The sequence below is a fragment of the Brevundimonas subvibrioides genome (assembly GCF_027271155.1).
In the GTDB taxonomy this organism is placed as follows: Bacteria; Pseudomonadota; Alphaproteobacteria; order Caulobacterales; family Caulobacteraceae; genus Brevundimonas; species Brevundimonas subvibrioides_D.
On sequence record NZ_CP114542.1, the window covers coordinates 2,300,862 to 2,316,744 of the forward strand.

Genomic DNA, 15,883 nt, shown 5'->3' on the forward strand with positions numbered 1-15,883 from the left:
GCCCGCGTGGCATCGCTCGGACATGTCGTCCCCTCAACCCTTCGATGCCGCCCAGGACCTGGCCGACGCGCCGCGCCTGGCCGGTCCGCGACAGCGGCCGAAGGACGCCGCGACCCTGATTCTGGTCCGCTCCGGCGCGCGCCCGCAGGTGCTGATGGGTCGGCGGGCACCCGGCCATGTCTTCATGGCCTCCAAATGGGTCTTTCCGGGCGGCCGGATCGACCGGTCGGACTTCGCTGCGGCCTCGGCCACCGAGCCCTCGGCCGCCACCAGCGCTCGTCTGGAGACCGAACTGGCCCCGCACCGCGCCCGCGCCCTGTGCCTGACCGCCGTGCGCGAGACGTTCGAGGAGACCGGACTGATCCTCGGTCGCCCGGCCCCGTCCGCCTCCGTCGCCGGGCCATGGCGCGCGTTCCGGGCCATCGGGGCCCTGCCAGACCTCGCCGCCCTGGACTATGTCGCGCGCGCCATCACCCCGCCGGGCCGCACGCGCCGGTTCGACGCCCGGTTCTTCATGGCGGACGCGGCCGCCCTGCTGGCCCCCGAGCCGACGGCCGGATCCGGCGAGCTGGACGAGATCGCCTGGCTCCCGCTGGAAGAGGCCCGCGCCCTCGACCTGCCCTCGATCACGCGGTTCGTCCTGGCCGAGGTGGCCGGGCGGATGGTCATCCCGGACGGCGCAGGGCGACGAGCCGGGAAGGACCGCCCCATCCCGTTCGTGCGCATGGTGCGCGGCAGCCATCGGGTGACCCATGACTGAGACCCTGACCCTGCGCCTGACGATCGCCGACCCCGTGCCCGGCCTGCATTACTGGCGACAGGATGCGAAGAACGCGCCCCACGACATCCGTCTGTCGACCGAGGCTCCCCTGACCTTCGACATGCCGGTCGATCTGCGCCCCGACGGCCAGCTGGGCGGAACCTTCGTGCGGCGCGAAGGCAAGGACCGCCGCTTCGTCTACATCGCCATCGGCGGCACCATGCCCGGCCTGCCCGTCGTCAGCCGCCGCGCCAAGATCGATGTCCACGACATCCCCGCCGACCTGCTGAAACCCGGCGCGGTGATCGGGGCCACCCTGCCCGGACGCGCCAGGGACGGCACGCCCGCCTGCGCCACGGTACGGCCGCTGACGCCCTGGCAAGTCGTCGGCTGACCCTGCCCTGATCCGGCCACGGTCGCCCTTCAGCCTCGGTTCGATCGGCAGGGAGGATGCGTGGTCGACGCCAGTCTGAGCTTCGCCCGACGACGGCCGACCTTCGGGCCGGTCCAGCGCCGCCGCGCCGCCCTCCTGGCCGCGTCAGTCCTGTTCCACATCGCGATCCTGACGCCTCTGGCGCTGCGGTTCTTCGAGAAGCCCCTGGCACCGCGCGACCTCGTCGACGACTCGCCGATCTTCCTCCAGATGGAACCGCGCCCGCTCCTGCCGGGTGAGGTGGCCCGCATTCCCGCTTCGGCGTCGGCGCGAACCGAGCCCACACCGACCCTGGGCGACGTCACGGCCGAAAGGTCGTCCGCACCGGCCGCCCCCGGTCAGTCCGGGGCACGACCCTCGCCCCTCTCGCCCCGGATCGCCGCAGAGGCTCCGGCCGACGCCCCCCCGACGACCGTGGACCCCTGGCAGGTGACGCCCGAGACCATGCGGGCGGCTGTCGCCCGCTCGATTCGTCTCGGCGCAGCGGGCTGTCGGGCCATGGATGGCCGTCTGTCCGCTTCGGAGCAGCAGCTTTGCGACGACCGTTTCAACGCGGCCGCCGGTCGGGCCGGGCCACTGGGTCCGCGGACACTGAACGCTTCCGAAGCCCGCCGCGAGGCCCAGTTCGCCCGCGACGGGGCGGCCGCGCTCGCCCGGTACGACTCGCTGCGGGGAGGCCGCCCGGGTGTGGGCATCGTCGGCGCCTCGCCCGAGTGCGTCGGCGGCAACCTGCGCGGGACCTGTGCCGGAGCCTTGTTGCCCCCCCATTTTCAGCATGAGGAAGACGCACCGTTCGGCGGCACGGCCGGGCCGAAATAACCCTGGGCTGATCGTCGCAGAGCGACCCGGTATCAGACCGCCCAGCCGTGTTCGGGGCAGAAGGCGTCGTGAGCAGCTGAGCCGAGTTCAATCATGCCGTTCAACGCCATAAGCACCAGCATCGCCGCCACGCAGATGGTCGTGACGGTCCAGGTGACGCGGTCCGCCTTGCCCGGCGTGGTATCGTTCCCGGTCATTCCAGCCTCCTGCTACACGACAAAGCTGCATTGGCACGCGCTCGGCGTCAACGGCGGCCCTCACTCTCTTCCCCGTGCACGCCGACGAAGGCCGGGGTGCGCGGGGACACCGCAGCAGAAGAAAAGGGGCGACGCCGTCGCGGAATGTCGGCCCAGCGTGCCCTGATCCCGCCACGGTCACCCTTCAGCCTTGAGGTGAAAGGCGGGGAGGATGCGTGGTCGACGCCAGTTTTAACCTCTCGGGACTGCGACCGACCTTCGGGCCGGTACGGGTCCGCCGCGCCGCACTGTTTGCCGGATCGGTCCTGTTCCACATCGCGATCCTGACGCCTCTGGCGCTGCGCTTTTTCGAGAATCCTCGCGTGGTCGCGGGTCCGGACTTCGATCCCCCTATCTATCTCGACATTGAACCGCGTCCCCGGCTGCCCGGCGAAAGGGTCCGGCTCGCACCTGCCGCTGCATCCGCAGGGACGACGCCGACTATCGATGAGGTTCAGACTGCTCCCGGTTCCGCCGCAACGGATCGCACTGCGGCGGTGTCCAGACCCTCTCCGCTGAACCCGCACCTCGCGCCCGACGCACCAGCCGACCCCTCACAGGCCGCCGAGGAGTCCTGGCGCGTGACGCCGGAAAGCCAGCGCGCCGCTGTCGCCCGGTCCCTTCGTCTCGGGGCCGTTGGCTGCCGCGCCATGGACGGCCGGTTGAGTCCTTCGGAGCAACAGCTCTGCGACGACCGCTTCAACGAGAGGGCCGGTCGCGCCGGCCCTCCGGGAGCCCGCACGCTCAACGCCTCCGAGGCCCGGCGTGAGGCTGGGTTCGCCCGCGACGGCGCCCGCGCCCTGGCCCAGTACGAGTCCCGGCGGCGCCCATTATCCGGAGGCGTCGGCATCATCGGCGTCGGCGACTGTCCGGGGTCCAACCTCGGCGCCGGCTGTGCGGGCGCCCACCTCGATCCCGCGATCCGCCAGGGCGCGACAACGGTGGCCAACCCCGGGCTCGGCTCGAACGACCTCCAGCCGATGCGGCCCATCCGGGGACAGGAATAGAAAAGGGCGGCCCCGTCGCCGGAACCGCCCTCCTTCATTCTGAACCTGTCATCCCGGGTTCGACCCGGGACGGAAGGCGATCACTCGCTCTCGGCCAGCTCCAGCTGCAGTTCGGCCGGCAGGGGCTCGATCGCGGCTTCGCGGGTCGAGGTCAGCTCGGCGTCGCGGGCATTGGCGACCTTCTGCAAGGACCGGAGATAGGCCCCGGTGCCCGCCGGGATCAGGCGGCCGACGATGACGTTCTCCTTCAGGCCTTCCAGCGTGTCCTTCTTGCCGTTGACCGAGGCGTCGGTGAGGACGCGGGTGGTCTCCTGGAAGGACGCCGCCGAGATGAAGCTGCGGGTCTGCAGGCTGGCCTTGGTGATGCCGAGCAGGACGGGCTGGGTGGTGGCGATCCGGCCCCCACGCTTCTCGACCTTCTCGTTCTCCAGCACGGCTTCCGCCACCTCGACCGTGTCGCCACGGATCAGGGTGGTCTCACCCGAGTCGATGATCTCGACCTTCTGCAGCATCTGGCGAACGATCACCTCGATGTGCTTGTCGTTGATCGGCACGCCCTGCAGGCGATAGACCTCCTGCACCTCGTTCACCAGATACTCGGCCAGCGCCTCGACGCCCTGGATGCGCAGCAGATCGTGCGGATCGGGGTTGCCGTCGATGATGTAGTCGCCCTTCTGGATCAGATCGCCGTCGTGAACGGAGATGTGCTTGCCCTTGGGGATCAGGAACTCGACCGCTTCGGGCTGTTCGCCGTCCGCGTTCAGCTCCGGCGTGATCTTGATCCGGCGCTTGTTCTTGTAGTCGCGCCCGAACTCGACCCGGCCGTCCATCTCGGCGATGACCGCGCAGTCCTTGGGACGACGGGCTTCGAACAGCTCGGCCACCCGCGGCAGACCGCCGGTGATGTCGCGCGTCTTGGCACCCTCGGTCGGGATACGGGCCAGGATTTCGCCGGGCTTGACCTCGTCGCCGTTGGCGACCGACAGGATGGCCCCCACCGGCAGCAGGTACCGGGCGTCCGAGCCCGAGGCCAGCTTGGTGTAGGCGTCGCCCGCCGTGATGCCCATGGCCGGACGCAGGTCCGAACCGCGGGGCGAGGCACGCCAGTCGATGACGACGCGCTGGGCGATGCCCGTCGCTTCGTCGGTCTCCTCGCGGAACGACAGACCCTCGGTCAGATCCTCGAAGCGGACGGTGCCGCCCACTTCGGTGATGATCGGGGTGGTGTAGGGGTCCCACTCGGCCAGACGCTGGTTCTTCTTGACCTCGGTGCCTTCCTTGACGCGCAGACGGCCGCCGTACGGGATCTTGTAGCTTTCGCGATCCTTGCCATCGACCATGACGGTGACGACGACGTTGCGGCTCATCGACACCAGGTCGCCCTGGGTGCCGGTCACGGTCGGGCCGACGATCTTGATCGTCCCGGCATTGGTCGCCTCGTAGAACGAGGTTTCCGCCACCTGGGCCGTACCGCCGATGTGGAAGGTCCGCATCGTCAGCTGGGTGCCCGGCTCGCCGATCGATTGCGCCGCGATGACGCCGACCGCTTCGCCGATGTTGACGTTGGTGCCGCGCGCCAGGTCACGGCCGTAGCACATGCCGCAGATGCCGGCTTCGGCCTCGCAGGTCAGGGCCGAACGGACCTTGACCGACTGGACGCCCTCGCGATCGATGACCTCGACCACATCCTCCACCAGATAGGTGTCGGCCGGGAACAGCACGGTGTCGGTGCCCGGGGCCTTGATGTCCTCGGCGTTGTAGCGGCCCAGGACGCGCTGCCCCAGCGAGACCAGCACGTCGCCGCCCTCGACCACGGCGCGCAGGGTGATGCCCCGCGTGGACCCGCAGTCTTCCTCGGTGACGATCGAATCCTGCGCCACGTCCACCAGACGGCGGGTCAGATAACCCGAGTTGGCGGTCTTCAGCGCGGTATCGGCCAGACCCTTGCGGGCGCCGTGGGTCGAGTTGAAGTATTCGAGGACGGTCAGGCCTTCCTTGAAGTTCGACACGATCGGGGTCTCGATGATCTCGCCGGACGGCTTGGCCATCAGGCCGCGCATCCCGCCGAGCTGCTTCATCTGGGCCTGCGAGCCGCGGGCGCCGGAGTTGGCCATCATATAGACCGAGTTGATCTCGGCCGTACGACCCGAGGCCAGCACGCGCGGCTGCGCGATCTCGCCCATCATCTCGTCGGCGACCCGGTCCGTGGCCTTGGCCCAGGCGTCGACGACCTTGTTGTACTTCTCGCCCTTGGTGATCAGGCCGTCGGCGTACTGCTGCTCATACTCCTCGACCAGGGTGCGGGTGGCGGCGACGATCTCGACCTTCTTGGCCGGGATCACGATGTCGTCCTTGCCGAACGAGATGCCGGCGCGAGCGGCTTCCTTGAAGCCCAGGCCCATCATCTGGTCGGCGAAGATCACCGTCGCCTTCTGACCGCAGTGGCGATAGACCACGTCGATCAGATTGCCGATCTCCTTCTTGGTCAGGTTCTTCTCGAGCAGGCGGTAACCGACGTTCGGGTTCTTGGGCAGCAGCGCGCCCAGCTTCATCCGGCCCGGCGTCGTATCGATCACGCGCGTGATCTCGTTGCCGTCCTTGTCTTCCTCGGTCCAGCGCGCCTTGATGCGGGTGTGCAGGGTCACGACACCGGCGTCGAGCGCCGCGTCGATCTCGCCGACGTTGGCGAACAGCTTGCCCTCGCCCGGCTCACCGTCCTTGACCAGCGACAGATAGTACAGGCCCAGGACGATGTCTTGCGACGGCACGATGATCGGCTTGCCGTTGGCGGGCGACAGGATGTTGTTGGTCGACATCATCAGCACGCGCGCTTCCAGCTGGGCCTCGAGGCTCAGCGGGACGTGCACGGCCATCTGGTCGCCGTCGAAGTCGGCGTTGAACGCCGCGCAGACCAGCGGGTGCAGCTGGATGGCCTTGCCCTCGATCAGCTTGGGCTCGAACGCCTGGATGCCCAGACGGTGCAGCGTCGGCGCGCGGTTCAGCATGACCGGGTGCTCGCGGATCACCTCTTCCAGGATGTCCCACACCTGGGGCTGTTCGCGCTCCACCATGCGCTTGGACTGTTTGACGGTGCCCGACAGGCCCTTGGCGTCCAGGCGCGCATAGATGAACGGCTTGAACAGCTCCAGCGCCATCTTCTTGGGCAGGCCGCACTCGTGCAGCTTCAGATCGGGACCGACCACGATGACCGAACGGCCCGAATAGTCGACGCGCTTGCCCAGAAGGTTCTGGCGGAAGCGGCCCTGCTTGCCCTTCAGCATGTCGGCCAGCGACTTCAGCGGACGCTTGTTGGCCCCCGTGATCACGCGACCGCGACGGCCGTTGTCGAACAGGGCGTCGACCGACTCCTGCAGCATCCGCTTTTCGTTGCGGATGATGATGTCGGGCGCGCGCAGTTCCATCAGCCGCTTCAGGCGGTTATTGCGGTTGATCACGCGGCGGTACAGGTCGTTCAGGTCGGAGGTCGCGAAACGACCGCCATCCAGCGGCACCAGCGGACGCAGTTCCGGCGGAATGACCGGCACGACCGTCAGGATCATCCATTCCGGCTTGTTGCCGGATTCCAGGAAGGCCTCGATCAGCTTCAGGCGCTTGGACGCCTTCTTGGCCTTCACTTCCGACGGGCTGTCGGCCAGTTCGCCACGGTGGCGCTCGGCCTCCGCGTGAAGGTCGATGCCCATCAGCAGGTTGCGCACGGCCTCGGCGCCGATCTCGGCGGTGAAGCCGTCATCGCCGAACTCGTCCTGGTAGCGATAGAATTCGTCTTCCGTCAGCAGCTGGTTCTGCTTCAGCGGGGTCAGGCCCGGTTCGGTGACGATGTAGTTCTCGAAATAGAGAACCCGCTCCACGTCCTTCAGCGCCATGTCCAGCATCAGCGAGATGCGCGACGGCAGGGATTTGAGGAACCAGATGTGGGCGACGGGGGACGCCAGTTCGATGTGGCCCATCCGCTCGCGCCGGACGCGGGCCAGGGTGACCTCGACGCCGCACTTTTCGCAGATGATGCCCTTGTATTTCATGCGCTTGTACTTGCCGCACAGGCATTCGTAATCCTTGGTCGGACCAAAGATGCGCGCGCAGAACAGGCCGTCACGCTCGGGCTTGAACGTGCGGTAGTTGATGGTCTCGGGCTTCTTGATCTCGCCGAACGACCACGAGCGGATCTTTTCGGGAGACGCGAGAGCGATCTTGATCTGGTCGAAGGTCGGGGTGACCGGGACCGCGTTGAAGATGTTCAGGACTTCCTGGTTCATCTTGGATTCCTTGCTGCGGACAGAGCCGCGATAAATCTAGTGGCGAGTGGCGAGTGGCTGGTGGCGAGAAAGTCGGCGGTGGCGAGTGACGCGGCGAAATCTCGCCACTCGTCACTCGCCACTCGCCACTCGCCTCAGCTATTCTCCAGCTCCACGTTCAGACCCAGCGAGCGCATTTCCTTGATGAGAACGTTGAAGCTCTCGGGAATGCCCGCCTCGAAGCTGTCGTCGCCGCGCACGATGGCCTCATAGACCTTCGTCCGGCCGGCCACGTCGTCGGACTTCACCGTCAGCATCTCCTGCAGGGTGTAGGCGGCGCCATAGGCTTCCAGAGCCCAGACCTCCATTTCCCCGAAGCGCTGACCGCCGAACTGCGCCTTGCCGCCCAGCGGTTGCTGGGTGACGAGCGAGTACGGCCCGATCGAACGGGCGTGGATCTTGTCGTCGACCAGGTGGTGCAGCTTCAGCATATAGATGTAGCCGACCGTGACCGGACGCTTGAACTGCTCGCCGGTCGTGCCGTCATAGACGATCGACTGACCCGAACGCTCCAGCCCGGCCTTCTCCAGCAGGTCCTCGATGTCCGAGATATGGGCACCGTCGAACACCGGGGTGGCGAACGGGACGCCCTTGGACAGGTTCTGCGCCAGCTCGACCAGCTCGTGCTCCTCCTGCGGCAGGGGGGTGTCCTCGCCATAGATGCCGGTCAGGTGATCGATCAGCGCCTGCTTCTGGCCACCGCCCTGCCAGGCTTCCAGCAGACCCTGGATCTGCTTGCCCAGACCGGCCGAGGCCCAGCCCAGATGGGTTTCGAAGATCTGACCGATGTTCATGCGCGACGGCACGCCCAGCGGGTTCAGAACGACGTCGACCGAGGTCCCGTCCTCCAGGTGCGGCATGTCCTCGATCGGCAGGATCTTGGAGATGACGCCCTTGTTGCCGTGACGACCGGCCATCTTGTCCCCGGGCTGAAGCTTGCGCTTCACGGCCACGAACACCTTGACCATCTTCATCACGCCGGGGGGCAGTTCGTCGCCGCGCTGCAGCTTCTCGACCTTGTCCTCGAAGCGACGGTCGAGGGCCTTGCGGGCATCCTCGAACGACTTCTTCATCGCCTCCAGCTCGCCCATCGCCTTCTCGTCGTCGAGGGCGATCTGCCACCACAGGCCGCGCGACAGCTCGCCCAGCTTGGCCTCCGTCACCTCGCCGCGACCCAGGCCCTTGGGACCCGAGACGGCGTTCTTGCCCAGCAGCAGGGGCTTCAGACGGCCATAGGTGTTGCGCTCCAGGATCGCGAGTTCGTCGTCGCGGTCCTTGCCCAGGCGTTCGATCTCGTCGCGCTCGATCGACATGGCGCGTTCGTCCTTGTCGACGCCGTGGCGGTTGAACACGCGCACGTCGACGATCGTGCCGGCCACGCCGGGCGGCAGGCGCAGCGAGGTGTCGCGGACGTCCGAAGCCTTCTCGCCGAAGATGGCGCGCAGCAGCTTCTCTTCCGGGGTCATCGGGCTCTCGCCCTTGGGCGTGACCTTGCCGCACAGGATGTCGCCCGGCTGGACCTCGGCGCCGATAGCCACGATGCCCGCCTCGTCGAGGTTGCGCAGGGCCTCCTCGCCGACGTTGGGGATGTCGCGGGTGATTTCCTCAGGCCCCAGCTTGGTATCGCGGGCCATGACCTCGAACTCCTCGAGGTGGATCGAGGTGAAGACGTCGTCGCGCACGATGCGCTCGGAGATCAGGATCGAGTCCTCGAAATTGTAGCCGTTCCAGGGCATGAAGGCGACGAGCGCGTTCCGGCCCAGGGCCAGTTCGCCCAGGTCCGTCGACGGGCCGTCGGCGATCACGTCGCCGGTCTTCACCTCGTCGCCCACGCGCACGATCGGGCGCTGGTTGATGCAGGTCGACTGGTTGGACCGCTGGAACTTGGACAGGCGATAGATGTCGACGCCCGAACGGCCGGCGTCCAGGTCGCCGGTGGCGCGGACCACGATCCGCGTGCCGTCGATCTGTTCGACCACGCCGTCACGACGGGCGACCACGACGGCCCCCGAGTCACGGGCGACGACCGCTTCCATGCCCGTGCCGACCAGCGGCGCATCGGACTGGACCAGAGGCACGGCCTGACGCTGCATGTTCGCGCCCATCAGGGCCCGGTTGGCGTCGTCGTTTTCCAGGAAGGGGATCAGGGCCGCGGCGACCGAAACGACCTGTTTCGGCGACACGTCCATCATGTCCACGTCGGCGCGGATCAGCAGTTGGGAATCGCCGTTGATCCGGCCGGGGACCAGTTCGTCGACGATCATGCCGTCCTTCAGCGCGATGTTCGCCTGGGCGATCGTGTATTTCGACTCCTCCATGGCCGAGATGTAGACCACCTCGTCCAGGGCCTTGCCGTCCTTCACGCGCCGGTACGGGCTCTCGATGAAGCCGTATTTGTTGACCCGGGCGTGGGTCGCCAGCGAGTTGATCAGGCCGATGTTCGGGCCTTCCGGCGTTTCGATCGGGCAGATGCGGCCATAGTGCGTCGGGTGCACGTCGCGGACCTCGAAGCCCGCACGCTCGCGCGTCAGACCGCCCGGTCCCAGCGCCGACAAGCGACGCTTGTGGGTGATTTCCGACAGCGGGTTCGTCTGGTCCATGAACTGCGACAGCTGCGACGAGCCGAAGAACTCCCGCACCGAGGCGGCGGCCGGCTTGGCGTTGATCAGGTCGTGCGGCATCACCGTGTCGATATCGACCGACGACATGCGCTCCTTGATCGCGCGCTCCATCCGCAGCAGCCCGACGCGGTACTGGTTTTCCAGCAGCTCGCCGACCGAACGGACCCGGCGGTTGCCCAGGTTGTCGATGTCGTCGATCTCGCCGCGGCCGTCCTTCAGCCCGACCAGGATCTGCAGCACCTTCAGCACGTCGTCCTTCTGCAGGACACGGATTTCGTCGGACACTTCCGGCGTTTCCAGACGCATGTTCATCTTGACCCGGCCGACGGCCGACAGGTCGTAGCGTTCGCCGTCGAAAAACAGCGAGTTGAACATGGCCTCGGCGGCTTCCGGGGTCGGGGGCTCGCCGGGGCGCATCACGCGATAGATGTCGAACAGCGCGTCCTCGCGGCCCGTCGACTTGTCGACCCGCAGGGTGTTGCGCATGTAGGCGCCGACCGTGACGTGGTCGATGTCCAGCACGTCGATGGTGGTGAAGCCCTTGCCTTCCAGCAGTTCGATCGTGGGAGCGTCCAGCTCGTCGCCGGCCTCGGCATAGATTTCGCCGGTCTCGTAGTTGACGGCGTCGGCGGCCAGGTAACGGGTCACCAGGGCGTCGGCGGCCAGCGACAGCGACTTGGTCGTGTCACCCAGCTTCTTGGCGGCGCGGGCGCTGATCTTCTGACCGGCCTGGGCGACGATCTCGCCGGTGTCGGCGTCGACCAGGTCGAACTCGGGCTTCACGCCCCTCCAGCGTTCGGCCTTGTAGGGCGTGACCCAGCCTTCGCCGCGCTTCTCATAGGGCACGGTCTCGTAGAAGGTGCGCAGGATCTCCTCGCCGTCCATGCCCAGCGCCATCAGGAAGGTGGTGGCGGGCAGCTTGCGGCGACGGTCGATGCGGACGAACACGATGTCCTTGGCGTCGAACTCGAAGTCCAGCCACGAACCGCGGTACGGGATGACCCGCGCGGCGAACAGCAGCTTGCCCGAGGAGTGGGTCTTGCCCTTGTCGTGGTCGAAGAAGACGCCCGGCGAACGGTGCATCTGCGAGACGATCACCCGCTCGGTGCCGTTGACGATGAAGGTCCCCTTGTCCGTCATCAGGGGGATGTCCCCCATATAGACGTCCTGTTCCTTGATGTCCTTGACCGAGCGCGCGCCCGTTTCCTCGTCCGCCTCGAACACGATCAGGCGCAGCTTGACCTTCAGCGGCGCGGCATAGGTCATGTCGCGCTGGATGCATTCCTCGACGTCGTACTTCGGGTCCTCGAACTCGTAGGACACATATTCCAGCACGGCGCGTTCGTTGAAGTCCTTGATCGGGAAGACGGACTTGAACACGGCCTCGATGCCCTGTTCCTTGCGTGCGCCGGGACGGACCTCGCGCTGCAGGAACTGCTCGTAGGATTCGCGCTGAACCTCGATCAGGTTGGGCATCTGCACCGCCTCGGGGATGCGGCCGAACGATTTGCGGATGCGCTTCTTGCCGGTGAAGGTCGTGGCCGATGCGATCTGACCGTTGATGGTGAGACCGTTCAGGACGTCAGTCATTCTGTTTTCCCATATCGCGCGCCCGGGGGAGACACGCGTGAAATGCAGCAGCCACGGCAGCGCGATCGCGTGCCGTGACAATCGGTTTCGGCCTCCACCCTCGACACGCTTTCACGGTCAGGAGGCCTGAAATCTGGTAAGCTCCCTGGGGAAGGAGCCACGCCTTCGCTCGGTCGGAGGGCGACGGACCGGGCCTCGGCGCTTTCGCGCGGAATCATGGAGTGATTGCGGAACGCGCACATATACGCGCTTCGCGGGCGAAATAAAGGCCCGTCGCGCGATTTCGTCAGTCCCCGGCGTGTCGACGCCGAACCGGCCTTCGGATCAGGCGGGCAAGGCCCCTGCCCCGTCGGCGGCGGCGGCATCCGGGATGAAGTCCCGCTCGTAATGCTCGATCCGGCTCTTCAGCCCGCCGACGCGGCGCAGCGCCAGCGAGGCCGCCCAGCGCGCGGCCAGTTCCGGCGTCGACATGGCGTCGGTGAAGCGCGGACGCCCGCCCCGGCTGCGGATCACGGCATTGGTATAGATCGCCCCGTTCCTTAACCGTGTCGACCAGGTCTGGAAGTCCATCGACAGGCTGACGCAGAACCGGTCCAGGTTCTCCACCCGATGCGGCGCATACAGCGGCCAGGTCAGGGCCTCGCCCGGCTCCAGGTCCATCACCTGGGCATCGGCCTCGAAGGCCAGGGTATAGGGCAGGTCCTCGGTGGTCTGGCGGGCCACGATCTGCTCCATCGCCTGCTCCGGCAGATGCGCCTCGTCGCCTGGATAGATGAACAGCCGCTTGCGACCGCGCAGGTGGAACAGCACCACTCCCGACGCGTCGAAATGATAGGGCACCCGGGTGGCCGGCGAGGAGATGATCAGCTGACCGGCGTTCGTCACCGCCTTCATGCCGGGATAGGTCGCCTGGATCCTGGCGAACTCGCCCATCGCCGCCTGCCACAGGTCGGGACAGCCCGCTTGCGCCTGCCGCAGATTGACCCACAGCCGCCCGGCCTGGATCGCCGCCAGCATCTGGTCGCCCGTCAGATTACCCCGCGCGCCGGTGCGCAGGCTGGGCTGACCTTTGTCGTCGTAGTCGTACAGATTGATGTCGAACAGATGCGCCGGATAGCGGTGCAGGATCTCGGCCAGCGCCTCGTCCGACGCGAACCCCTGCTCGACCAGGCCGTGCGGATGCTTCCTGGCCTCGGCGATCGGCCCGGGATAGCGGGTGCGGCGAGCGGCGCCGGTCATCTGGGTCTGCGTCATCGTCATGTCTCTCAGGCCGCGGCCTGCCGTCCGGTCGCCTTGCGCACGGCGACCCCGGCCGCGGCCACGGCGCCCATGAAGCGGTGAACGGGCGTGGTCTCGCAGGCCTCGATCGCCGCCCAGCGCCGCCGGACGCTCGTCCTCAGCCGCTCTCCGTGTCCGCCCGAGGCGCTGTCCAGCAGTCCGACCGCGACATCCGACAGACTGGCCCCCAGGCCCGGCTTCAGCACTACGGCCTCGCGCACGCTCTGCGTCGCATTGCAGAAATACTTCTTGTAGCCCTCGCCCCCGAAGCCGAAATCGAACACCCGGAAGCCCGCCGCGCAGCCCAGCCGCATCGTGTCCATGGTCAGCAGGATGCCCGGCGAACACCGCGCCAGGGCGGGCTCATAGGCCGGGAACCAGAAGTGATACCGGTCGCCCGCGTGCAGCGAATATTCGACGGCCGTCAGCCGATCTCCCGCCCACAGCGCCGCCATCGAGGCCCCGAAATCGGTCCGCGTCTCGGCCATCAGGGCGTGCAGCAGGTCGACCGTCCAGCCGCAGGCGAAGATGTCGTGCCGTCCGGTGCGCACATACTGGTCGCGCTTCAGTCCGATCAGGTGGTCCAGCAGTTCGGGATCGCGCAGCCCGTGCTCGACCCGGATCGGACCCAGCTCGGTCTCCAGGCTGCGGCGGGCCCGCTCCTTGTCCTTGAAATACTTGCCCCAGGTCTGGCGCCGCTCGGCGTACCAGCCGTCGTAGGACGCCTCGCCCGCCTCGGGCACGACGGTCATCAGGGTTTCGCGCAGGCTCCCGACTCCCGACGGACCCACCCAGGCCGAGACGTTCAGGCGCGGCGCGCCCAGCAGTTCGGCCACCGCCGCCAGGGTCGGGGCCTCGCCCGGCATGGCGATCACGCCGTGATAGTCGTTCATCGGTGCCCCCAGGGGCTGGATCGCCGATCCGCGCCGCTGGTGCGGGAAATAGCCGATGGTCCGCCCGTCGCGGGTCAGGATCGCCACCGCCGCATCGGGACTGATCCGCGAGGCGATCTCGGTGAACTCCCAGCGGAAATAGGGGCTGGCCAGATCGGGATTGGCATCGGTCATCTGACGCCACAGGGCCACGTCGGCGACCGTCAGCTGCTCCGTCCGGACGACCTCGATCTGTAGCGTTCCGGCCATGCCCGTCTCCTGGACGCCCGCAGCCGCAAGCGCCATTCCAGCGCAAACCCTAGCGGTTGCGCCGTTTCGGGACGGTTGAGCGGCGTGGTGAACGAAACCTTCGCGCCCGGCCGGACGTTGCCATGGCCAACACAGAGGCCATCCATGACAGACCCCGCCCGCCCGCCGCGCCAGACCGAAAACGAGAACCAGCGCCCCGCCGGCGACGGCAGGCCCCCCCGCCCCGCCACCGAACCCCGCGGCTCCGAAGGCAGCAGCAACTCCGGCGAAACCGCCACGGACCCGGCGACGGGCAAGCCGAACGACTGAATGCCCTTTTCCCTTGCGGGAGAAGGGCACAAGAAAAAGGCCCCCGGCGTTCGCCGGAGGCCTCTTCCAACTCAATCCGCGCTCAGGCAGCGAACGATCGCGTCGTTCGCGTCAGCGCGCCATCACCTCAGGCGATGATCTTGGCCACCACGCCGGCGCCCACCGTGCGGCCGCCTTCGCGGATGGCGAAGCGGAGCTTCTCTTCCATCGCGATCGGGGTGATCAGTTCGACGTTCAGCTCGGCATTGTCGCCGGGCATGATCATCTCCACGCCTTCCTTCAGCTGCACGATGCCGGTCACGTCGGTCGTGCGGAAGTAGAACTGCGGGCGGTAGTTGGTGAAGAACGGCGTGTGACGGCCACCCTCTTCCTTGGTCAGGATATAGGCCTCGGCCAGGAACTTGGTGTGCGGGGTGATCGAGCCCGGCTTGCACAGGACCTGACCGCGCTCGACGTCCTCGCGCTTGGTGCCGCGCAGCAGTACGCCGACGTTGTCGCCCGCCTGACCCTGGTCCAGCAGCTTCCTGAACATTTCCACGCCCGTGCAGGTCGTCTTCTGGACCGGACGGATGCCGACGATCTCGACTTCCTCACCGACCTTGACGATGCCGCGCTCGACGCGACCCGTGACCACGGTGCCGCGGCCCGAGATCGAGAACACGTCTTCCACCGGCATCAGGAACGGCAGGTCGACCGGACGCTCCGGCTGCGGGATGTAGGCGTCGACGGTTTCCATCAGCGCCAGAACCTGCTGCTCGCCGATCTCCGGGTTCACGCCGTCGGTCGCGGCCTTGGCCGAGCCCATGGTGATCGGAATGTCGTCGCCCGGGAACTGATAGGACGAAAGCAGCTCGCGCACTTCCATCTCGACGAGCTCCAGAAGCTCCTTGTCGTCGACCAGGTCGACCTTGTTCATGAACACCACCAGGGCCGGCACGCCGACCTGACGGGCCAGCAGGATGTGCTCGCGGGTCTGGGGCATCGGACCGTCGGCCGCCGACACCACCAGGATCGCGCCGTCCATCTGGGCGGCACCGGTGATCATGTTCTTCACATAGTCGGCGTGGCCCGGGCAGTCGACGTGGGCATAGTGACGGTTGGCCGTCTCATATTCCACGTGCGCCGTGTTGATCGTGATGCCGCGCGCCTTCTCTTCCGGCGCCGCGTCGATGTCCGCATAGGCCATCGCCTTGGCCCCACCGGCCTTGGCCAGCGTCATCGTGATCGCCGCCGTCAGCGTCGTCTTGCCGTGGTCCACGTGACCGATCGTGCCGATGTTGCAATGCGGCTTGTTACGTTCGAACTTTTCCTTGGCCATGGCCAAACTCCTGATGGCCCTGGCCCGGATGCGGGAATTGGGGCGCTGTGTGCGATC

General features: G+C 67.3%; 11 protein-coding genes. 5 read left to right on the forward strand and 6 right to left on the reverse strand.

What is annotated here, in order from left to right; all coding sequences use genetic code 11:
- The first annotated feature begins 22 nt into the window (after positions 1 to 22).
- Genes O3139_RS11575 through O3139_RS11585 form a run of 3 tightly spaced genes read left to right on the forward strand, consistent with a single transcriptional unit; the run spans position 23 to position 2,012 of the window.
- Entirely contained in the window at positions 23 to 760 is a 738-nt protein-coding gene (locus O3139_RS11575; RefSeq protein ID WP_269514225.1) for an NUDIX hydrolase, read from the forward strand.
- Positions 753 to 1,154, forward strand: a complete 402-nt coding sequence (locus tag O3139_RS11580; protein ID WP_269514226.1) for a DUF5990 family protein — start codon at positions 753 to 755, stop codon at positions 1,152 to 1,154. The genes O3139_RS11575 and O3139_RS11580 overlap by 8 nt, the downstream gene beginning before the upstream one ends.
- Before the next feature lie 60 nt (positions 1,155 to 1,214).
- Complete coding sequence (locus O3139_RS11585) at positions 1,215 to 2,012, forward strand: hypothetical protein (RefSeq protein ID WP_269514227.1); 798 nt, start codon at positions 1,215 to 1,217, stop codon at positions 2,010 to 2,012.
- Positions 2,013 to 2,044: 32 nt separating this feature from the next.
- On the opposite strand, the gene O3139_RS11590 is transcribed toward O3139_RS11585, so the two are convergent.
- On the reverse strand, positions 2,045 to 2,209 hold the full coding sequence (locus O3139_RS11590; protein WP_269514228.1) for a hypothetical protein: 165 nt from the start codon (positions 2,207 to 2,209) through the stop codon (positions 2,045 to 2,047).
- Positions 2,210 to 2,424: 215 nt separating this feature from the next.
- Between O3139_RS11590 and O3139_RS11595 the strand changes: the two genes are divergently transcribed.
- On the forward strand, positions 2,425 to 3,255 hold the full coding sequence (locus O3139_RS11595) for a hypothetical protein (protein ID WP_269514229.1): 831 nt from the start codon (positions 2,425 to 2,427) through the stop codon (positions 3,253 to 3,255).
- Between the two features lie 80 nt (positions 3,256 to 3,335).
- Here the strand turns inward: O3139_RS11595 and rpoC are convergent, their stop codons facing one another.
- The 4 genes from rpoC to O3139_RS11615 all read right to left on the reverse strand — a co-directional run bounded on the left by rpoC (position 3,336) and on the right by O3139_RS11615 (position 14,199).
- The gene (gene rpoC / locus O3139_RS11600) at positions 3,336 to 7,529 is read right to left on the reverse strand and encodes a DNA-directed RNA polymerase subunit beta' (RefSeq protein ID WP_269514230.1); all 4,194 of its coding nucleotides are present in this window, start codon (positions 7,527 to 7,529) and stop codon (positions 3,336 to 3,338) included.
- 134 nt (positions 7,530 to 7,663) lie between these two features.
- Entirely contained in the window at positions 7,664 to 11,779 is a 4,116-nt protein-coding gene (gene rpoB / locus O3139_RS11605) for a DNA-directed RNA polymerase subunit beta (RefSeq protein WP_269514231.1), read from the reverse strand.
- A 324-nt stretch (positions 11,780 to 12,103) separates the two neighbouring features.
- Positions 12,104 to 13,033: a cupin-like domain-containing protein gene (locus O3139_RS11610; protein ID WP_269514232.1), complete on the reverse strand. Its 930-nt coding sequence runs from the start codon at positions 13,031 to 13,033 to the stop codon at positions 12,104 to 12,106.
- Positions 13,034 to 13,044: 11 nt separating this feature from the next.
- Positions 13,045 to 14,199: a GNAT family N-acetyltransferase gene (locus tag O3139_RS11615; protein ID WP_269514233.1), complete on the reverse strand. Its 1,155-nt coding sequence runs from the start codon at positions 14,197 to 14,199 to the stop codon at positions 13,045 to 13,047.
- A 144-nt stretch (positions 14,200 to 14,343) separates the two neighbouring features.
- Between O3139_RS11615 and O3139_RS11620 the strand changes: the two genes are divergently transcribed.
- A complete protein-coding gene (locus O3139_RS11620; protein ID WP_269514234.1) occupies positions 14,344 to 14,508 on the forward strand; it encodes a hypothetical protein in 165 nt (54 codons plus the stop codon).
- 127 nt (positions 14,509 to 14,635) lie between these two features.
- On the opposite strand, the gene tuf is transcribed toward O3139_RS11620, so the two are convergent.
- Complete coding sequence (gene tuf, locus O3139_RS11625) at positions 14,636 to 15,826, reverse strand: elongation factor Tu (protein ID WP_269513375.1); 1,191 nt, start codon at positions 15,824 to 15,826, stop codon at positions 14,636 to 14,638.
- Positions 15,827 to 15,883: the final 57 nt, after the last annotated feature.